General features: G+C 63.2%; 24 protein-coding genes. 9 read left to right on the top strand and 15 right to left on the bottom strand.

What is annotated here, in order from left to right; genetic code table 11:
- Positions 1-46 precede the first annotated feature (46 nt).
- The 3 genes from PXK01_RS08355 to PXK01_RS08365 all read right to left on the bottom strand — a co-directional run bounded on the left by PXK01_RS08355 (position 47) and on the right by PXK01_RS08365 (position 5243).
- Positions 47-3502 carry a chromosome segregation SMC family protein gene (locus PXK01_RS08355; protein ID WP_274859626.1) on the bottom strand — a complete coding sequence of 1152 codons (3456 nt, stop codon included), beginning with the start codon at positions 3500-3502 and terminating at the stop codon, positions 47-49.
- Positions 3503-3648: 146 nt separating this feature from the next.
- Positions 3649-3945 carry a hypothetical protein gene (locus tag PXK01_RS08360; RefSeq protein WP_274847651.1) on the bottom strand — a complete coding sequence of 99 codons (297 nt, stop codon included), beginning with the start codon at positions 3943-3945 and terminating at the stop codon, positions 3649-3651.
- A 53-nt stretch (positions 3946-3998) separates the two neighbouring features.
- Positions 3999-5243, bottom strand: coding sequence for an aminotransferase-like domain-containing protein (locus tag PXK01_RS08365; RefSeq protein WP_274859627.1), 1245 nt, complete (start codon positions 5241-5243; stop codon positions 3999-4001).
- A gap of 199 nt (positions 5244-5442) precedes the next feature.
- Between PXK01_RS08365 and PXK01_RS08370 the strand changes: the two genes are divergently transcribed.
- Entirely contained in the window at positions 5443-6213 is a 771-nt protein-coding gene (locus tag PXK01_RS08370; protein ID WP_274859628.1) for a FadR/GntR family transcriptional regulator, read from the top strand.
- Between the two features lie 6 nt (positions 6214-6219).
- On the opposite strand, the gene PXK01_RS08375 is transcribed toward PXK01_RS08370, so the two are convergent.
- The 7 genes from PXK01_RS08375 to PXK01_RS08405 all read right to left on the bottom strand — a co-directional run bounded on the left by PXK01_RS08375 (position 6220) and on the right by PXK01_RS08405 (position 9886).
- Positions 6220-6609, bottom strand: a complete 390-nt coding sequence (locus PXK01_RS08375; protein WP_274847648.1) for a CZB domain-containing protein — start codon at positions 6607-6609, stop codon at positions 6220-6222.
- A 99-nt stretch (positions 6610-6708) separates the two neighbouring features.
- A complete protein-coding gene (locus PXK01_RS08380; RefSeq protein WP_274847647.1) occupies positions 6709-6918 on the bottom strand; it encodes a hypothetical protein in 210 nt (69 codons plus the stop codon).
- A 266-nt stretch (positions 6919-7184) separates the two neighbouring features.
- Complete coding sequence (locus tag PXK01_RS08385) at positions 7185-7742, bottom strand: F0F1 ATP synthase subunit B (RefSeq protein ID WP_274847646.1); 558 nt, start codon at positions 7740-7742, stop codon at positions 7185-7187.
- A gap of 4 nt (positions 7743-7746) precedes the next feature.
- Positions 7747-8295: a F0F1 ATP synthase subunit B' gene (locus PXK01_RS08390; RefSeq protein WP_274847645.1), complete on the bottom strand. Its 549-nt coding sequence runs from the start codon at positions 8293-8295 to the stop codon at positions 7747-7749.
- Between the two features lie 85 nt (positions 8296-8380).
- Positions 8381-8617 carry a F0F1 ATP synthase subunit C gene (locus PXK01_RS08395; protein WP_008205040.1) on the bottom strand — a complete coding sequence of 79 codons (237 nt, stop codon included), beginning with the start codon at positions 8615-8617 and terminating at the stop codon, positions 8381-8383.
- 83 nt (positions 8618-8700) lie between these two features.
- Positions 8701-9501, bottom strand: coding sequence for a F0F1 ATP synthase subunit A (locus tag PXK01_RS08400; RefSeq protein ID WP_274847644.1), 801 nt, complete (start codon positions 9499-9501; stop codon positions 8701-8703).
- 40 nt (positions 9502-9541) lie between these two features.
- Positions 9542-9886 (bottom strand): AtpZ/AtpI family protein, encoded by a 345-nt coding sequence (locus tag PXK01_RS08405; protein ID WP_274859630.1) that lies wholly within the window; start codon positions 9884-9886, stop codon positions 9542-9544.
- Positions 9887-10160: 274 nt separating this feature from the next.
- Between PXK01_RS08405 and PXK01_RS08410 the strand changes: the two genes are divergently transcribed.
- Positions 10161-10508 carry an ArsR/SmtB family transcription factor gene (locus PXK01_RS08410; RefSeq protein WP_274859631.1) on the top strand — a complete coding sequence of 116 codons (348 nt, stop codon included), beginning with the start codon at positions 10161-10163 and terminating at the stop codon, positions 10506-10508.
- 6 nt (positions 10509-10514) lie between these two features.
- On the opposite strand, the gene PXK01_RS08415 is transcribed toward PXK01_RS08410, so the two are convergent.
- Positions 10515-11417 carry a DMT family transporter gene (locus tag PXK01_RS08415; protein ID WP_274859632.1) on the bottom strand — a complete coding sequence of 301 codons (903 nt, stop codon included), beginning with the start codon at positions 11415-11417 and terminating at the stop codon, positions 10515-10517.
- On the bottom strand, positions 11414-12292 hold the full coding sequence (locus PXK01_RS08420; RefSeq protein WP_274859633.1) for a LysR family transcriptional regulator: 879 nt from the start codon (positions 12290-12292) through the stop codon (positions 11414-11416). The genes PXK01_RS08415 and PXK01_RS08420 overlap by 4 nt, the downstream gene beginning before the upstream one ends.
- 141 nt (positions 12293-12433) lie before the next feature.
- On the opposite strand from PXK01_RS08420, the gene PXK01_RS08425 reads away from it, so the two are divergent.
- A complete protein-coding gene (locus tag PXK01_RS08425; protein WP_274859634.1) occupies positions 12434-13015 on the top strand; it encodes an FMN-dependent NADH-azoreductase in 582 nt (193 codons plus the stop codon).
- Positions 13016-13098: 83 nt separating this feature from the next.
- Here the strand turns inward: PXK01_RS08425 and rpiB are convergent, their stop codons facing one another.
- Both rpiB and PXK01_RS08435 read right to left on the bottom strand, forming a co-directional pair.
- Complete coding sequence (gene rpiB / locus PXK01_RS08430; RefSeq protein WP_274847638.1) at positions 13099-13548, bottom strand: ribose 5-phosphate isomerase B; 450 nt, start codon at positions 13546-13548, stop codon at positions 13099-13101.
- A gap of 47 nt (positions 13549-13595) precedes the next feature.
- On the bottom strand, positions 13596-14123 hold the full coding sequence (locus PXK01_RS08435) for a prolyl-tRNA synthetase associated domain-containing protein (RefSeq protein WP_274859636.1): 528 nt from the start codon (positions 14121-14123) through the stop codon (positions 13596-13598).
- Positions 14124-14420: 297 nt separating this feature from the next.
- Between PXK01_RS08435 and ffh the strand changes: the two genes are divergently transcribed.
- From ffh to bluB, 6 genes are all read left to right on the top strand, one after another.
- Positions 14421-15959, top strand: a complete 1539-nt coding sequence (ffh, locus tag PXK01_RS08440) for a signal recognition particle protein (protein WP_274847636.1) — start codon at positions 14421-14423, stop codon at positions 15957-15959.
- Between the two features lie 6 nt (positions 15960-15965).
- Positions 15966-16511, top strand: a complete 546-nt coding sequence (locus PXK01_RS08445) for a GNAT family N-acetyltransferase (protein ID WP_274859637.1) — start codon at positions 15966-15968, stop codon at positions 16509-16511.
- Positions 16511-17116, top strand: a complete 606-nt coding sequence (locus PXK01_RS08450) for a GNAT family N-acetyltransferase (RefSeq protein ID WP_274847634.1) — start codon at positions 16511-16513, stop codon at positions 17114-17116. Before PXK01_RS08445 ends, PXK01_RS08450 begins: the two co-directional genes overlap by 1 nt.
- Positions 17073-17417 carry a chorismate mutase gene (locus PXK01_RS08455; protein WP_446728358.1) on the top strand — a complete coding sequence of 115 codons (345 nt, stop codon included), beginning with the start codon at positions 17073-17075 and terminating at the stop codon, positions 17415-17417. The genes PXK01_RS08450 and PXK01_RS08455 overlap by 44 nt, the downstream gene beginning before the upstream one ends.
- An 84-nt stretch (positions 17418-17501) precedes the next feature.
- On the top strand, positions 17502-17879 hold the full coding sequence (gene rpsP / locus PXK01_RS08460; protein ID WP_274859638.1) for a 30S ribosomal protein S16: 378 nt from the start codon (positions 17502-17504) through the stop codon (positions 17877-17879).
- Between the two features lie 4 nt (positions 17880-17883).
- A complete protein-coding gene (gene bluB / locus PXK01_RS08465) occupies positions 17884-18540 on the top strand; it encodes a 5,6-dimethylbenzimidazole synthase (protein ID WP_274859639.1) in 657 nt (218 codons plus the stop codon).
- Here the strand turns inward: bluB and PXK01_RS08470 are convergent.
- On the bottom strand, positions 18537-18980 hold the full coding sequence (locus PXK01_RS08470) for a hypothetical protein (RefSeq protein ID WP_274847630.1): 444 nt from the start codon (positions 18978-18980) through the stop codon (positions 18537-18539). The two genes, bluB and PXK01_RS08470, sit on opposite strands and share 4 nt — an antisense overlap.
- Between the last annotated feature and the right edge of the window lie 51 nt (positions 18981-19031).

The following is a 19031-nucleotide window of genomic DNA, read 5'->3' on the forward strand; positions in this document are numbered from 1 at the left end:
CGCCGAGACGGCGCAGATCGGTTGCCCCCAAGGGGCGGGAAACCGATCAGGCAACCATGGCTTCGGCCTTCTTCAGGTCGACCGAAACCAGCTGGCTGACGCCCTTTTCCTGCATGGTGACACCAAACAGCCGATCCATGCGCGCCATGGTCACCGCGTGGTGGGTGATGATCAGGAAGCGGGTGTCGGTCTGGCGGCACATCTCATCCAGAAGGTCACAGAAGCGCGTGACATTGGCGTCATCCAGCGGTGCGTCCACCTCGTCCAGCACACAGATCGGCGCCGGGTTGGACAGGAAGACCGCAAAGATCAGCGCCATGGCCGTGAGGGTCTGCTCACCGCCCGACAAGAGCGACAGGGTCGAGAGCTTCTTGCCCGGCGGCTGGCACATGATCTCCAGGCCCGCATCCAGCGGATCGTCGCTTTCGACCATCACCAGGTTCGCCTCGCCGCCGCCAAAGAGATGGGTAAACAGCATGGCAAAGCTGGCGTTGACCTGCTCAAAGGCGGTCAGCAGACGTTCGCGCCCTTCGCGGTTGAGGCTGGCAATGCCGCTACGCAGGGTCTTTACCGCTTCCTCCAGATCCTGCTTTTCCGCAACCAGCTCGTCATATTCGGTCTGGATCTCGCGGGCGTCCTCCTCGGCGCGCAGGTTCACCGCGCCCAGGGCATCGCGCTGTCGCTTGTGGCGGGATACTTCCGCCTCCAGCGCCTCGGCCGAGGGCATCTGATCCGGGTCGGTGTCCAGCTGTTCGAGCAACGCCTGCGGCGCGCAATTCTGTTCCTCGGCGATCCGCTCGGCAGCATGGGCGACGGTTTCGCGCGCCCCGTCGAACCGCGCCTCTGATCGAGCGCGGGCCTCGCGCGCCTCGGAGGCCAGCCGCTCGCAATCGCGTTCCGCCTGGACCGCCTCGCGCAGCACACCTTCGGCCGCGACCAGGGCATCCGTGGCGGCCGCCTTGCGGGCCTCGGCCTCCTCGATCGCCTCGTTCAGCTCTTCGCGCTTTTCGGCGATCTCGGCCGGCACCGCATGGGCGTCTTCCAACTCCTCCTGCGAGGCCTCGCGCCGTTCGGCCAATTCTTCGATCCGCCGTTCGGCGGTTTCAAGGCGATGACGCCAGCCCGACAGTTCCTTGGTGACCTGCTGGGCGCGTTTGGTGCGCGCCTCGCCCTCGCGGCGCAGCTCGTCATGAGAGGAGCGATGCGTCAGCATGGTGATACGGGCGGCTTCCACCTGCTGCTTGATCTCTTCCACCACCGCGCGGGCCTCGTCGAGATTCCCCAGATCCGCATGGGCGGTCTCGGCCTCGGTCAGCTGCAGGCGCGCGGCCATGGCGTCTTCGTCGTGACGGGCCAGGGCGATGCCAAGGGTTTCCAGCTTGCCCTCAGCCATGTTGCGATCCGCCTCGGCCCGGCTCAGCGCGCGGGCCGCATCCGCGACGCGCTGGTCGGCAGCACGGCGGGCCTGACGGGCCAGTTGATCCGCCTGGGACACTTCTTCGAGCTTGCGCAGCAGCGTTTCATGGGCGGCGCGGGCGCCATCGGCACGGGCCCCGACCCGTTCCAGGTCCTGTTTCAGGGCCTCAAGCCGATTGAGCTGTTCCAACCGCAGCGCGGCGGCACTGGGGGCATCCTCGGCCCAGGCCCGGTAGCCATCCCAGCGCCACAGATCCCCGTCCAGCGTCACCAGCCGTTGCCCCGGCTTCAACTGCGCCTGCAGATCGCGGGCGGCATCGCCTTCCACCAGGCCGATCTGACCGATCCGCCGGGCCAGCGCCTCGGGGCCGGAGACATATTTCGCCAGGGGATCCACCCCATCCGGCAGCGGCGCGTCGCGATCATAGCCTGCCAGCGTTACCCAGCCGGTGGGACCATCCACCTCCGCCAAAGGCGCGCGCAAATCATCCGCGAGGGCCGCACCCAGCGCCTTTTCATAGCCCGGCGTCACGCTCAGCTCATCCAGGATCTGGCCACCCTCGGCGGTGTCGCGCTCCACCAGTTTGGCCAGCGCGGTCACCTCGGCTCTGAGCGCCCCCAGCTCCCCTTCGGCTTCCGAGCGCTGCGAGCGCGCCTCGGTCTCGCGCTCCTGGGTGTCGGCGCGCAGCTCATCCGCGGCGGCCAGCGCCTCTTCGGCGGCCTCGGCGGCTTCGCGGGCATCTTCCTCGGCGGCAACGGCAGCCTCGAACCGCTCTTGCGATTGCTCCAGCGCTTCCTCTGCGCTCTCCTGTGCGGCGCGGGATTTCTCGCCCTCGTCCGTCGCCCGTTGCAGGGCACGCTGGCAATCCTCGACCAGGCGGCGGGCCGACTGGTGGCGCGCGGCAAGCCGGGCCACGTCTTCGGTCACCTGTGCCAGGTGCTCTTCGCGCGCCTCCAGGATCTGCCCGGCATCGCGCGCCAGTTCGGCGGCCTCGGACAGGCGATCATCATGGCCTTCGCTGGCCTTGGAGAGTTCGCGCTGTTCCCATTCAAGGCGCTCGATGGTCTCTCCCGCATCGCGGTTGAGCCCCCCTTCACGTTCAATGTCATTGCCAAGCTGCTGAATGCGGGAGGTCAGCCGCTCAATCGCCTGCCGCGCCTGCGCCTCCTGGTCGCTCAGCGCATCGCGCTGCACCACAAGGCGCTGCAGGATGGCGGCGGCAATGGCTTCTTCCTCGCGCAGAGGCGGCAGCGCCTCTTCATCCTTGGCGCGCTTTTCACCCGCAGCACGGCTCAGCGCCTCAGCCTTGGCAGCCTGGGTGATGCGGATGCGCAGCTCGTCCTCGGCCGCCTGGCGGGCATCGTCCGCCTCGCGCCAACGGCGATAGAGCAACATGCCCTCGGCCAGACGCAGCTTTTCCCCGATATCGCGATAGCGCTGCGCCTGTTTGGCCTGCCGCGCCAGTTGCGATAGCTGTGCTGCCAGCTGTTCGATCACGTCATCGACGCGCAGCAGGTTCTGTTCGGTGTTCTTCAGCTTCAGCTCCGCCTCGTGGCGACGCTGATAAAGGCCGGAGATGCCTGCGGCTTCCTCCAGGATGCGGCGGCGTGCCTTGGGTTTGGCGTTGATCAGCTCGGAAATCTGCCCCTGCCGCACCAGGGCCGGCGAATGCGCGCCGGTCGAGGCATCGGCAAACAGCATCTGCACATCGCGCGCCCGCACATCCTTGCCGTTGGATTTATAGGCGCTGCCCACGTCGCGGGTGATGCGGCGAACGATTTCCAGCTGATCGCTGTCGTTGAACCCGGAGGGCGCCAGCCGGTCACTGTTGTCGATCTGCAGGCTCACCTCGGCGAAATTGCGCGCCGAACGGGAGGAGGTGCCGGCAAAGATCACATCCTCCATGCCGCCGCCGCGCATGGCACGCGCGCGGGTCTCCCCCATCACCCAGCGCAGCGCCTCCAGAAGGTTCGACTTGCCACAGCCATTCGGCCCGACAACGCCGGTCAGCCCATCCGCGATGATCAGATCGGTCGGATCGACAAAGCTTTTGAAGCCGTTGAGCCTGAGTTTGGAAAAGCGCAAAACCGCCCCTTTGTGATTCTCGTGGCAAAAACCTCAGCAGGTTCGCAGGCCGTGAGTCAACGGCGCAGCCCCCAAATCAGGACCAAAGGCAGGCTGTCGCCACTATATCTTGTGGATAACCCGAAAAAACAGGCCGAAACCCGCGATCACAGGCGATCGCGACAGTCCAGGCGCCCCAGCAATAGCGCCTGATCCCCCATCACCCAACGCACCCTGCAGCCGCTGGAAGCCGCCATCGCGCGCCGCGCGCGATCCCTCAGCGGTCCCAAGCGGGGCGCATATTCGGGGTTGATACGCACCGCCTCGATCAGGGTGCCGCGTTGGCGCAGATCAAAGCTGCTGCCCTCCACCGTCACCCGCACCGGCTCGATCCCTTGGAAGTGCGTGCTGGGCGCAGCACAGCCCATCAGCAAAAGAGAAACCGCAATTGTCGGAACGCGCATCGGAGCCGCCTCACCCCTCTTGCCCGGCCATCAAACGCCGGAGCTGAGGCGTATCATACCATCTGCGCGGCCTGCTGCCGAGTCTGGGCAGGGGCTTCGGACAGGAGCTGCCCCAGACGGGCGATCCCCTCCTCGATCTCTGCCTCGGCCAGCACCGAGAAGCTGAGCCGCAGCGTATTGCTGCCACCGCCATCGGCAAAGAAGGCCTGGCCCGGCACAAAGGCGACCTTCACCGTCTCAAGCGAGCGCGCCAACAGTTCTGCACCGCTCACGCCCGCAGGCAGGGTCAGCCAGACGAACATGCCCCCCTCGGGCCGGGTCCAGTGCACGCCGGGCGGCATGTGCCGCTGCAAGGCCGCCAGCATGGCATCCCGGCGGGCCTTGTAGGCGGCGCGCACCTTCTCCACATGGGCGTCGAAGATCTGCCGTGCCACGGTGTTCACGGCCATCTGGTTCACGGTCGCCGAATGCAGGTCGGCGGCCTGTTTGATCAGCACCATCTGAGAGATCACCGGCTTGGCGGCCACCGCCCAGCCCACCCGCAACCCCGGCGACAGGGTCTTGGAGAAAGAGCCGCAATAGATCGTCCGGCAGTCCTCGATCGAGCCTTTGCGGCCCAGTTCCATGGCCAGGATCGGCGACACCGGCGTCCCGTCATAGCGCAGGTCCTGATAGGCGCCATCCTCGATCACGGCGCAGTCCAGCTCCTCGGCGAGGTCCAGCAGGCGGGCGCGGACAGATTCCGTCACCGTCTGCCCGGTGGGATTTGCGAAATCGGCGGACAGGTAGGCGAATTTCACCGCACTGCCAGAGCTTTCGGCGCCATCGCGATAGCTTTGCGCGGTGCGATTACCCTCTAGGGTCAACTGGTCATAGCGCGGCTCATAAGCGTTGAAAGCCGCTAGCGCGCCCAGGTAGGTCGGCGCCGTCACCAGCGCGGTATCGCCCGGCGACAGGAACAGCTTGCCCAGGTAATCCAGCGCCTGCTGCGACCCGGAGGTGATCAGGATATTGTCCGGCGTACAGGTGATGCCGAGCCGCCCCATGCGCTCCACGATCCACTGCTTCAGCGGCAGATACCCCTCGCTGACGGAGTATTGCAGCGATTGCCCCTGTTGCCCGTTCGTAAGCGCCTGACCAAAGGCATCGGCAAAGGCCTCCGCCGGAAACAGGGAGGGATCCGGGATGCCCCCGGCAAAAGACAGGATTCCTGGCTGGTCCAGCAGTTTCAGCAACTCGCGGATTTCCGATGCCTTCATGCGCAGGGCGCGACTGGCAAAGATCTCTTTCAACGACATGGGCGTTTCTCCTGGACCACTTGAGCCGAAAGTATGTTTTACCAACATTAAGTCAACAAATCTGACCTTTTATTACAAAAGAGTGATCGGATCATTCCGTTTGTTGCCGCGGGTTAGAAAGCTTGCGCGGGCCGCGGTCATATGATTTGACCAATTCAACCACCCTTCCATGTGTCTAGTTACAGGGTCCGAGGCACCGATGCCGTTTCAGAAAGTCCAACCCGAAAAGCTCTCCACCTCGGTTGTGCGCCAGATCGAGCAGTTGATTCTGCGCGGGATCCTGTCGCCCGGCGAACGCCTGCCGGCCGAACGGGAACTGGCCGAGCGTCTTGGCGTGTCGCGCCCGTCGCTGCGCGAGGCGATCGGCGAATTGCAGGATCGTGGGCTGCTGACATCCAAAGCCGGATCCGGGGTCTTTGTGGGCGATGTTCTTGGCTCGGCCTTCTCCCCTGCCCTGGTGCAGCTGTTTTCCAGCCATGACGAAGCGGTCTTTGACTATCTGTCCTTTCGCCGCGACATGGAGGGCCTGGCGGCAGAACGGGCAGCGCGGCTTGGCTCGGACGATGATCTGCAGGTGATCCAGACCATCTTTGACAAGATGGAAGCCGCAGGAAACCCCGCTGAATCGGAAGAGGCGGCCCAGCTTGATGCCGAGTTTCACTCCGCCATCATGGATGCCAGCCACAACGTGATCATGCTGCATATGATGCGCTCGATGATCGACCTTCTGCGCGAGGGGGTGTTCTACAATCGCAAGGTCATGTTCCAGCAGTACACCACCTATGACGCCATAGTGGAGCAGCACCGCGCCATCAACGCGGCCCTGCAGGCCCGCGATCCGGGTGGTGCGCGCGCCGCGGTCGAGCGCCATCTGGACTATGTGAAACAGGCGCTGATGGATCACCAGCGCGCCGAACGCAATGCAGAGATCGCCCGCCAAAGGCTGGAGCACGAAAGAAGTAAATCCTGAAACCGGTCAGGCGCCGTGCGAAACACCCGGTTGCAGGTTTTGGCGCCAATCCGCCATCGTCGAGGTGAGCCGATCCGAGATCTTCTGGAAATCACTCCCGTTTAACAGCGCTGCTGCCGCCTCGACCTCGCCGTTTTCAACGCATCTGGCGATCTGCCCCGCAGCCTTGTGGAACCGCGCATGGGCCTCGACCACGAGCCGGTACTCTGCCGCATTGGCAACCACTGGATCCTGAGACAGCTGCCGCAGCCACTTGCCAAAGGTGCAAAGATCGTCCCGCGAAATCTCCAGAGAACTGCTGCTCAACCTGCCCTTGGCCACGGCCTCTGACAGTTGCAGCTTCCAGCAGCCATGCGATCCCATGGCCTGTTTGATCTGTTGCGCCAGATCCGACATCTACTGAATTCCCCAAACGCCTCTGCCTGTGCGGGCAGTTTAGCGCTTGGGTGTGAACAGCCGGTATACGGTGTAATGGCTAACGCGTTGCGCAACGGGTTATGCGGCTGAAAATCGTTCCAGAAAGGTGGTCTTGCCGCTGGGAGCGCGTCGATAGCTCAGGCTTGGAAGCCCGAGGCCATAGCATTGCGTGGATATGATCCGCCCTGGTTCCGCGGCTTCCGCGGCTGCACGAAGGGACAGTGGCTGAAACTTCACCGCGGAACCGGTGATTTCAAAGGCTCTGGTAATACCTGTTTCAACTGCCATGGGTCTTTCCTTCATTGCGTGTTGATTACAGTTTTAAAACAATCCGGCAGATCGCGCAGCGCCACCAAAGCGCATAGAAAAGGTGCGTCTGATCATATGCCCTATCCTTATGGATAGGCCCCGTTTGCCCCCCCCTGCAGGACGAATGGAGCGGCCGCGTCTCTGCCACGTGCCTGTCAAGGTCGGCCACCGCACAGCCGGTGGATGCATACAAAAAACCCGGCCACCAGGGCCGGGTTTTTCGAATTCAGCGTTGATGGTGCCGCTTAGTGCAGTTTGGCGTCCACATCCGCGATAGCCGCTTCGATCAGCTTGTTCGCTTCGGTTGCGGTCATCTGCTTTGCAATCACCTGGTCGGCGGCTGCAACGGCGATGGAGATCGCCTGATCGCGAACTTCCTTCACGGCCGAAGCTTCGGCGGAAGCGATCTGATCCTCGGCTGCGGCCAGACGGCGCGCAATCGACTTTTCCAGATCGACCTTGGCTTCTGCAGCGGCCTTTTCGGCGTCTTCGCGGGCAGCTGCCACGATGCGATCCGCCTGAGCCTGGACTTCCTGCTGCTTGCGCTCATAGGAGGCCAGAATGGTCTGGGCCTCTTCACGCAGGGCGCGGGCTTCGTCCAGCTCTTTCTGGATGCCTTCGGCACGTTGGTCCAGCTGACCGCCGATCAAGGTCGGAACCTTGGCGAACAGCAGGATGCCGATGAACAGGATGAAGGCCAGAGCAACAACCAGGTTGGTGTTGGACAGGTCCATACCACCACCGGCAGCAAAGGCAGGCGAGGTGGCGCCAAGGGTCAGGGCAATTGCCAGTACTGTGCGCATGTCCTTATCCTTTCATCCGCTCGTCAACCGCAGCCGCGATGGCTTTGGCGTCCGACTTGCCGCCCAGGGCTGCAACCAGCGCCTCTGCGGTGTCATTGGCCACGGTCTTGACGCTGTCCAGCGCGCCCGCCTTGATTTCGGCGATGGCCTTTTCAGACTCGGCGGCCTTTTCGGTGATCTGCGCATCCGCCTTGGCGATTGCGTCGTTCAGATCGGCCTGAATTTCGGCACGGGCCTCGGCGGCGATGCGCTGCGCTTCCGCGCGGGCGTCGGCCAGGGCCTTGTTATATGCGTTTTCGGCCTCGACCGCCTTGGCTTTCAGATCTTCAGCCGCGGCGAGGTCGTTGGTGATCGTTCCCTGGCGTTCGGCCAGTACCGCCGCAATGCGGGGCAGGGCTACGCGCGACAGGATGAGGTAGATCACGACCAGCGCAACGGCGAGCCAGAAGATCTGGTTTCCGAAGGTCGAAAAATCCAGTTGCGGCATGCCCGGTGCAGAGCCGTGCGCGGCATCTGCTGCGCCGTGTGCTGCCTCTTGCGTGTTTGATGCCATGTCGTTCTCCTTGGGAACTTGCCGTTACACCGGGCAGCGCGAAGATCCGCGCCGCCCGGCCGTAAGGATTGAGGTTCCTGAGGTCTTAGACAGCGAACATCAGCAGCAGAGCGACCAGGAACGAGAAGATGCCCAGGGCTTCTGCAAACGCGATGCCGATGAAGAGGGTTGCGGTCTGGCCGGCGGCTGCCGACGGGTTGCGCAGAGCGCCTGCCAGGAAGTTGCCGGCAACGTGGCCCACACCGATTGCGGCTGCGCCGGAACCGATTGCTGCCAGGCCTGCGCCGATGAACTGACCGAGTTGTGCGATATCGCCTTCCATGATTTCTCTCCTTACGATGGAATTGGTGATTTAGGGTCTCGGGAGGGCCATCTGGCCCACCCGGATGAGGGTACAATCCTGCCTTAGTGGCTCGGGTGCAGTGCGTCCTTGAGGTACACGCAGGTCAGGATGGTGAACACATAGGCCTGGATGAAGGCCACCAGAACTTCGAGCGCGTAGACTGCGGTGATGGCGAAGATCGGCAGGAAGCTGAACGCGCCCAGAGCGGCGGCAAAACCTGCGAACACCTTCAGAACCGCGTGGCCAGCCATGACGTTACCAGCAAGACGGATGCTGTGGCTGACGGGGCGCACGAAGTAGGAAATAAGCTCGATGATGGCCAGGATGGGGCGCAGTGCCAGCGGCGCGCTCGACACCCAGAACAGGCCAAGGAAGCCGACGCCATTCTTGACGAAGCCGACGATGGTCACGGTGAAGAAGACCAGCGCGGCCAGAACGGCGGTCACGGCGATATGCGAGGTGGTGGTGAAAGAGCCGGGGATCAGGCCCAGGAAGTTCGCCATCACGATGAACATGAACAGGGTCATGATGTAGGGGAAGAACTTCACACCGTCCTTGCCGGCAACGTCCTCAACCATCTTGTAGATGAAGCCATAGGCCAGTTCCGCAACCGACTGGGCGCGGCTCGGAACGATGGCGCGGCGCGAGGAGCCCAGAACCAGCAGGGCAAAGACCGCGACGATCGCCAGGCCCATCCACAGGGTCACGTTGGTCGGGGTGTACCAGGCGATGTGATCACCAAAAAGCGGGCTCACGTTGAACTGGTCCATCGGGTGGATCGCCAGGGCGGCATGCTCGGGCGCGAAAAGGAAGCCCGAAACGACGACCAGCGCCAGTGCCGCGAAAAAGAAAATCTTGCCCATCTGTCCGTGTCTCCTGTCGCCAGAACCTGCCCCCTGTGGGTCAGCCCCGGTCTTGCGCATTTTTGTCGGCCTCTTTGGCCAGTTTCTCGTTCTGGATCTCTTGCGCGGTGCGAAGCATCGTCTTCACCCCGGCGGCAAGCCCCAGCAATATGAACAGCACCATGAAGAAGGGCAGGGTTCCAAACAGCTGGTCCAGCCCATATCCGATGCCAAAGCCGATCCCGAGACCGGCCACCAATTCGATCACCATCCGCCAGGCCTGGTTGGCCAGGGAATAATGCTCATCCGCGCGCGGCTTGGGCTCTTGGGCCTTACGCGCCTCCGCCAGTCTGGCCTCCAGCTGCGCCATGCGCTGCTTTTGGTCATCATCTGTCACGGGCGCCATCCTCACGCGAATTCTGATGAGGGTGCTAAGGGGTGCGGGGTAAAGAGTCAATTGTTCAGATGGGACTGCGGCACAGCGCCTAATGTATTGATTTAAAATATAATTCCGCCAAGCAAACTCAGCCAATGTAGGAACCGGACAGCCAGGGGCTGGAGATTCCAGGGCAAAATCCTCATTCAACCCTCCGGTTAAGTAAGAAAATCACCCCAAAACGGGCGCCTGTGATGCCAAGCCGGGCCTTGACCGGTCAAACCCTTGCGTCTAACGGCAAGGGGTGACTGACCGCGCTGATCTCGATACCGTCTTTGCCGCCCTCGCCGATCCCACCCGGCGGGCGATCCTGACCATGCTGCTGGAAGACGACATGGCCGTGACCGATGTGGCCGAACCCTTCGAGATGTCGCTGGCGGCGATTTCCAAGCACCTGACCATCCTGACCCGCGCAGGGTTGATCGCGCAGGAAAAACGGGGCCGGGTGAAATGGTGCAAGCTGCAACCGGATGCGCTGCGCGGCGCTTCGGTCTGGATGCAGGGCTTTGGCCAGTTCGAGCCGGTGAACCTTGATGCCTTTGAACGCTTCCTTGCTTCCGAACTGGGTGGCGAGGATGAGAACCGCGAATAGGCGGGATCAGCTCGGCGCGCGGGCAGGTTTCGCGTCATCCTCCAACAGCAGCACCAGCGCGATCACCGTCAGCGCGATCCCAACAAGAAGCAGTCCCGAGGGCACTGGGCGGCCCAGCGCCACTTCCCAGACGATCACCCAAGAGGGGGTGAGATAGGTATAGGCCATCACCTTGGCCGAGGGCAGGTGCAGGGTCGCGTATTGCAGCAGCACGAAGGTCGTCGCGCTGGCGAAGATCGCCAGATAGAACAGCCCCACCCAGACGATGCCCGGCAGGTCGGTCCAAGCGGTCGTGCGGATGTCGCTCCAGCCAAAGACCGTCAGGATCACCGCACCCGCAATCAGCATGCCAAAGGTGAAACTCACCGCAGGCTCGCCCCGGTTCAGCTTGCGCACCATGGGCGTATAGATCGCGTGGGAGACGCAACCGAGGAAATAGATCATCTCGCCCTGGCCGATCTCAAAGACGACAAAGGCGGACCAGTCGGCGCGAAAGATCACCCAAAGCGCGCCTGTGGCACCAATGGCCAGCGCCAGCGCCATGCGCGGGGTGGTCACCTGCCGCAACAGGATCCAGCCGAACACCCCGCTCATCACCGGGGTCAGGGTGAAAACCGCCGAGGCGCTGACCGGGTCCGCCGTCTTCAACCCGTAGAACATCAGCACGAAATAGGCCGCGAACAGCCCGCCCAGCACCAGGAACCGCCAGGGCGCATGGAAATGACTGGCGCGGAGTTTCCGCGTCCCAATGGCAACCGCGCCGATGATCACCGCAGCCAAGGCAAAGCGCGCCGCGTTCAATGCCGCGGGCGCGATCTCATTGGCCACCATCACGCCCAGCGAGAATGACCCCGCCACCAGCGCCGAGAACAACAGCATGGCCAGATGCCCCTTCAGGGCAGGAGTCATGCCACCCATTCCTTGGACCTTTCTTTCAGGAACTTGAGGAAGCTCTGCACCTTGTTGGTGCGATGCAAATCCACATGGGTGACCAGCCACAGGCTGCCCTCCCATTCCTTCAAGGGTTCCATCATCTGCACAAGGTTGTCGTGACGCGCGGCCTCCCAGAGCGAGAGGAAACCGATCCCCGCCCCGGCAAGCACCGCCTCCTGCATGGCAACCCCATCGGTACAGCGGAACATGATGGTCTCCGGCGTCGTATGCTCGCGCAGCCAGCGATAGAACGGCGCCCGGCTGTTCTCATTGTCGCTGCCCACAAAGCGGTGGTTGTGCAGGTCCTCCACGCCACCGAGCATGCCGTACCGTTCCACGTAATCGGTCGTTGCAAACATACCGACCCGCTGGCTGAGGAAGGGTTGCACCACGTTGTCCGGCTGGTCCGGCGCATTCCCGGCCCGGATTGCCACATGGGCCTCGCCGTATTCCAGACGGAACAGGCGCTCTCCGGTCAGGTAGCGGATGATCAATCCCGGATGCATCTGCTGGAAATCCGTCAGCACCGGCACCAGAAGGTGCGACAGGGAGGACAGGGAGGTGACGACCAATTCGCCGGTGACCTCGTCGCCCTGCCCCTTGAGCCGCCCGGCCAGCTGGCTGAACTGGTCATCGGTGGTCTGCGCCACCCGCAACAGATCCTGCCCGGATTCGGTCGGGGTATAGCCACGGGCATGGCGCTGGAACAGTTTGACGCCCAGGCGCGCCTCGATCGCGTCGATATGGCGGATCACCGTGGCGTGGTGGACGCCCAAGACCTCGGCGGCGCCGCTGACGGTGCCCATACGCGCCACCTGATAGGCCGTGCGCACCTCATCCCAGTTTTCCATCTGTCTCTCCGTTGTCAATTTGCAGAGGGCGGCCCCATGTGCAAATTTGCGCATATCCTGTGAAATATCGAGAATTGCGTTCAAAATTGCAATGACACATTTGTGTTTTCAAAGCTTCACCCCAGAACAGGACAAAACACAATGACCAAGACCGTATTGCATATCGACTCCTCCGCCCGCCGCGAAGGCTCCGTCTCCCGCGATCTGACCGCCCAGATCGTCGCGCGCCTCGGCGCTGACGAGGTGATCCGCCGTGACCTGGCGACACCGCTGCCGCTGCTGGACGAGGCCTGGATCGGCGCCAACTTCACCCCTGCCGATCAGCGCAGCGACGAACAGAAAGGGTTGCTGGCCCTGTCCGACGCGCTGGTCGAGGAACTGAAGGCCGCCGACACGCTGGTGATCGGCGCGCCGATCTACAACTTCTCGGTGCCTGCCGGTCTGAAGGCCTGGATCGACCTGGTCGCCCGCGTTGGCCTGACCTTCGCCTATAGCGAGGCTGGCCCCGCTGGCCTGCTGGAAGGCAAGCGCGCCATCATCGCGGTTGCCTCGGGCGGCACCGAGGCCGGGTCGGCCGTGGATTTCGCCACCGGCTACCTGCGCCACATGCTGGGCTTCATGGGCATCACCGAGGTCGAGATCGTCGCAGCCGACACCCTGGCCATCGACGAAGGCGCCGCCCTCGCCAAGGCAAAATCCCAGATCGAGGCGCTGGCGGCCTGATCCGGCTCCCGCCCCTCTCTCATAGAAACGAAAAGAGCCCCCGGATCCGGGGGCTCTTTTGTCTTTGGCAGGATCGAAACCGCTCAGGCTTCGATCTCCTTGATCATATCGACGCGGGTGCCGTGGCGACCGCCTTCGAACGCGGCGTCAAGGAAGGCGTCCACGATCTCCAGCGCCAGCGATTCCCCGACCACGCGCGCCCCGATCGACAGCATGTTGGCATCGTTGTGTTCCCGGGTCATGCGGGCCGAGAAGGGTTCCGAGCAGACGCCGCAGCGAATGCCCTTGACCTTGTTGGCCGCCATCATGATGCCCTGCCCGGTGCCGCAGAGAATGATGCCCAGCGCGCAATCACCCGAGGCAACCTTTTGCGCCGCTGCTTCGCCGTGCTTGGGATAATGGGTGCTTTCGGGGGTGGTGGGGCCGATATCGACCACCTCCCAGCCCTTTGCCGCGATATGTTTCGCGATGGCCTGCCGCATGTCGATGGCGGCGTGGTCGCTGGACAGGACGATACGTTTGTTGTCAGCCATGGGATGTCATTCCTTATATATGCGAAACGCAAGGCGCTGCCCGTGTTTCAGATCCAGTTCACCTCGACCTCGATGCGGTCAAGGAAGGCCAGTAGGTCGCCGCGCGCCATGACGACGCTGCGGGTGTTGATGAGCGGATGCATCGAGATCACATCCGCCTGCTGCGCGGCGCGATCCAGGTGGAAGGCCACACCCTTTTGCGCCCCGGTAATCATCGCCAGCGGGCTGACGGCGCCGGGAAAGATCCCCAGGTGCTCCATCAGCCTATCCGCCGAACCAAAGCTGAGCCCCGGCGCGCCGATCTCCTTGCCCAGTGCCTTGAGGTCGATCTCGCGGTCCTGCTCGACCGAGACCAGGAGGTTGCGCTTCTTGCGATCCCGCAGGTAGAGATTCTTGATCCGAAGCGTGGTAAGGCCCGGCTCCATGATCTGATCTTCCACCGTCTTGGCATCCTCGACGGTGCGCAGGGGGATATGTTCGTGAAGCCTGTAGGCCAGCCCCCAGTCATCCAGCCGCGCCAAGAGCGCATCTGAAGAGACGGGCATGGTCGAAATGTCCCCGGCGCTGGTATTCATCTGGCTGTCGATCCGCTATTGGTCATGTGCTGTTGCCTCTCATGCCGCAAATCTGCCCAAGGCACAATGCGGCGCCCTGCTCCGGTTACAAACCCCAGCAGAGTTGACTCCCCAACCGATCCGGCGTAGGGACAGCGCAACTTTCCGGAAGATTCCCATGTCTTCCGGTCCCCGTGCATTGCCGGGGATCGCCCTCCACCAGCGTGTTACGCCCGTGGGGGCATTTGTGCATGGGCGTCGTGGTCCCTACATACCGGGGGCAGAAAACCGAAACCGGCTCAAAGGAGGCCGCAAGGCATGTTTGAAAATCTATCCGAACGCCTTTCCGGTGTATTTGACCGGCTGACCAAACAGGGCGCCCTCTCCGAGGAAGACGTCAAGACCGCCCTGCGCGAGGTGCGCGTCGCCCTGCTGGAGGCGGACGTCTCGCTGCCCGTGGCGCGTGATTTCGTCAAGAAGGTACAGGATCAGGCCACCGGCCAGGCCGTGACCAAATCGGTGACGCCCGGCCAGCAGGTCGTCAAGATCGTCCATGATGCCCTGGTCGAAACCCTGCGCGGTGAAGGCGATCCGGGCACGCTCAAGATCGACAACCCGCCCGCGCCGATCCTGATGGTCGGCCTGCAGGGCTCGGGTAAGACCACCACCACCGGTAAGCTGGCCAAGCGGCTGAAGGAAAAAGAGGGCAAGAAGGTCCTGATGGCCTCGCTCGACGTCTATCGCCCGGCCGCGATGGATCAGTTGGCGGTCCTGGGCACCCAGATCGGCGTCGACACCCTGCCCATCGTCAAGGGCCAGAAACCCGTCGACATCGCCAAACGCGCCAAGCAGCAGGCGGCACTGGGTGGCTATGACGTCTATATGCTGGATACCGCCGGTCGCCTGCAGATCGACGAAGTCCTGATGCAGGAAGTCGAGGATGTGCGCGATGTGGTCTCGCCGCGCGAAACCCTGCTGGTGGTCGATGGTCTGACCGGTCAGGTCGCGGTCGAAGTCGCCGAGGAATTCGACGCCAAGATCGGCATCTCCGGCGTGGTTCTGACCCGGATGGACGGCGATGGGCGCGGCGGTGCGGCGCTGTCGATGCGCGCCGTCACCGGCAAGCCGATCCGCTTTGTCGGCCTTGGCGAGAAGATGGACGCCATCGAGACCTTCGAGCCGGACCGGATCGCGGGCCGCATTCTTGGCATGGGCGACATCGTGGCCCTGGTCGAGAAGGCGCAGGAAACCATCGAGGCCGAACAGGCCGAGAAGATGATGAAGCGCATGATGAAGGGTCATTTCAATATGAATGACCTGAAGATGCAGCTTGAACAGATGCTCCAGATGGGCGGCATGCAGGGCATGATGCAGATGATGCCCGGCATGGCCAAGATGGCGAAACAGGTCGAAGACTCCGGCATGGACGACAAGGTGCTGAAGCGCCAGATCGCCATGATCCAGTCGATGACCAAGAAGGAGCGCGCCAACCCGGCCCTGCTGCAGGCCTCGCGCAAGAAGCGCATCGCGGCGGGCTCCGGCATGGAGGTTTCCGACCTCAACAAGCTTCTGAAGATGCACCGCCAGATGGCGGATGTGATGAAGAAGATGGGCAAGATGGGCAAAGGCAAGATGCTGAAACAGGCCATGAAGGGCATGTTCGGCAAGGGTGGCGGCATGCCCGATATGGCAGGCGGTCTGCCCGGCGGCATGGATCCCAGCCAGCTGGACCCCAAGGCGATGGAGGCCGCAGCCAAGGCGCTTGGCGGCAAGGGCGGTCTGCCCGGTGGCCTGCCCGGTCTTGGGGGCATGGGCGGCCTGCCCGGTGGCCTCTCCGGTTTTGGCAAGAAGAAGTAACGCCCCATGACCGTGACCGTCCCCACCATCGAGACCGAACGCCTGATCCTGCGCGCCCCTGCGCTGTCGGATTTCGACACCATGTGCGAGTTTTATGCCTCTGATCGCGCAACTTACGTGGGCGGTCAGATGAAGCCGGAACAGGTCTGGCGGCACCTCGCCTGCGAGATCGGCCATTGGCAGATGCTGGGCTACGGGCGCTGGAGCGTGGACGAGAAATCCTCGGGCAAGCTGGCGGGCAATATCGGCCTCTGGAATCCCCATGGCTGGCCCGAGCCGGAAATCGGCTGGGATCTGTTCGAAGGCTTCGGCGGCAAGGGCTATGCGACCGAGGCGGCCATGGCGGCCCGTTCCTATGCCTATGACGCTCTGGGCTGGGAGACCGCCATCAGCCTGGTGCATCCGGACAATCACGCCTCCCGCGCGGTGGCGAAACGGCTGGGTGCGCGCCGCGGTGACGATTATACCCATCCGCGCCTTGGCACGCTGGAACTCTGGCGCCACCTCTCCCCGGCGGAGCTGGCCGACGGCGGCATGGAGGCCTACGCGTAATGTCCACGTCCTCCATCCCCACCCTCGAGACCAAACGCCTGATCCTGCGCGGCCCCGAGCCCGAGGATTACCCGAACTTCAAGGCGACCTTCTCGTCTTATCGCGCGCGTTTCATGGGCGGGCCGCTCAACACCTATGAGGCCTGGATGCTTTATGCCGCTGAAATGGGGCATTGGCAGATCCGCGGTTTCGGCATGTGGATGATCCACGACAAGGTGACGGACGAAACCTATGGCATGGCCGGCGGCTGGAAACCCGCAGGCTGGCCGGAGCGTGAAATCGCCTGGATCATCTGGCCCGACAAGGCCGGCAAGGGCTACGCGCTGGAAGCCACCAGTGCTGCGCGCCGCTATTTCTACGAAACCCTGGGCTGGGACACGGCGGTCAGCTACATCGACCCCAAGAACCTCGATTCCATCCGCCTGGCCGAACGGCTTGGCGCCAAGAAGGACAATGAGGCCGAAACCATCGACGGCAGCGATGCGGTCTACCGGCATCCGTCCCCGGCGGCACTGAAGGGCAGCCAGATCGCCCATGGGATCGAGATGGAAATCAGCCACTATGCCGACCCGCTGTTCAAACCGAAAGGATGGGCCATTGACTGATACGACACGCGACGATGTGGCCCGTGCCGCAGAAATCCTGAAAGGCCACCGCGAAAGCATCGACCGGCTGGACGCGATCCTTGTCTACACCCTAGGCGAACGCTTCAAGCACACCCAGGCGGTGGGCAAGCTGAAAGCCGAACACGACCTTCCCCCGTCCGATCCGGCCCGCGAGGCAAAGCAGATCGCACGGCTTGAAGACCTGGCGCAGCAGGCAGATCTGGACCCTGCATTCGCCAAGGCGTTCTTGAACTTCATCATCGATGAGGTCATCCGCCACCACAAGAAACACCAGGAATGATCCTCCCCGATCCCCTGGCACATACGAGACTGAACGAAATAACCGGGTCCACCCCGGTCAACGCCATCAAAGGAGACTGAACCCATGGCAATGAAAATCCGTCTGGCCCGCGGCGGCTCGAAAAAGCGTCCCTTCTACCGCATCGTGGCTGCCGACAGCCGCATGCCCCGCGACGGCCGCTTCATCGAGAAGCTCGGCACCTACAACCCGCTGCTGCCCAAAGACAGCGAAGAGCGCGTGAAAATGGACGTCGACGCGATCAAGGCATGGCTCGACAAGGGCGCCCAGCCCACCGACCGCGTGTCCCGCATGCTCGAAGCGGCTGGCGTTCTGGAAAAGAAAGAGCGCAACAACCCGCAGAAAGCCGTCCCCGGCAAGAAAGCCCAGGAGCGCGCTGAAGAAAAAGCCGCCAAGGCTGCCGAAGCGGCTGAAGCAGCAGAAGCACCCGCCGACGCGGAATAAGACCATGACGCTGCGGGATACCGTCACAGAGGGCGCGTTCCCCGAAGGCTTCCGCAGCGAATTGGACCGGTTGATGCGGCTCCGGCGCGATGTGCGCCGGTTTCGCACTGATCCAGTGGATGAGGCAGTGCTTGCGCGCTGCCTCTCTGCGTTTTCACTGGCGCCTTCAGTGGGCCTCAGCGAACCCTGGCGCATCCTTCGCATCACCAGTGAAGTCGCCCGCGCCGCCGCGTTGAAGAATTTCGAGGCCGCCAATGCCGAAGCCCTGCAGGGCTATTCGGGCGCACAGGCGGAACGCTATGCCGGGCTGAAGCTGTCGGGGATGCGCGAGGCGCCCGTGCAGCTGGCCGTCTATTGCGACGACACCACGACCAAGGGCCATGGCCTTGGCGCGGGCAGCATGCCCGAGATGCGCCGCTATTCGGTGGTCTCGGCCATCACCCTGGTCTGGCTGGCCTTGCGCGCCGAAGGGCTGGGCCTGGGCTGGGTCTCGGTCCTGGACCCCGCGCAGTTGAACCGCGACCTGAACGCCCCCGAAGGCTGGCAACTGGTCGGCTATTTCTGCATCGGTCATCCGGAAGTCACCGAGGTCGACACGCCTGAATTGGAACAGAAGGGCTGGGAAAGCCGCGCCGCATCCCTGGTCATCGAGACGCGCTAGGCCTGTTCGGGCAGCACCACGACCCGCGCCCCATTCAGCAGCTCATCGATGGATATGAAATCAAGGCCCAGCCATGCCAGGCAGCTGGCCTGATCGGCACTGACCTCCACCTCCAGATTGCCGCGCATAGCCGAGGCCATCTGATACATCCGCGCCAGTCCAAAGCTGAGATCCGTAGGCGCCCAGATCGCCGAGCGCAACACGCGCCCCTGAGCCCACAGGCGTTCCGAGGTCAGCCGCGCAACATTGCTGAGATCCGCAAAGCCGATATCCATGTCTGTGACCAGGCTCATGTCGTCAAAGGTCGCCCCCATGTCCGAGTAGCCTTCGATCTTGTTCACCGCCTCGGCCACGCGCGGCAGGTCGGCAACGGCAAAGCGGCCGCGATACTGGATATAGGCCAGATCAAGATGGGGTAGAACCGAAACAGCAACCTGCATCGCCGACCTCTTGCGCGGTGTGCACCGTAAAATCCGGAAAATCTACATTCG

The sequence above is a fragment of the Phaeobacter sp. PT47_59 genome, assembly GCF_028890025.1.
Taxonomy (GTDB): Bacteria; Pseudomonadota; Alphaproteobacteria; order Rhodobacterales; family Rhodobacteraceae; genus Phycobacter.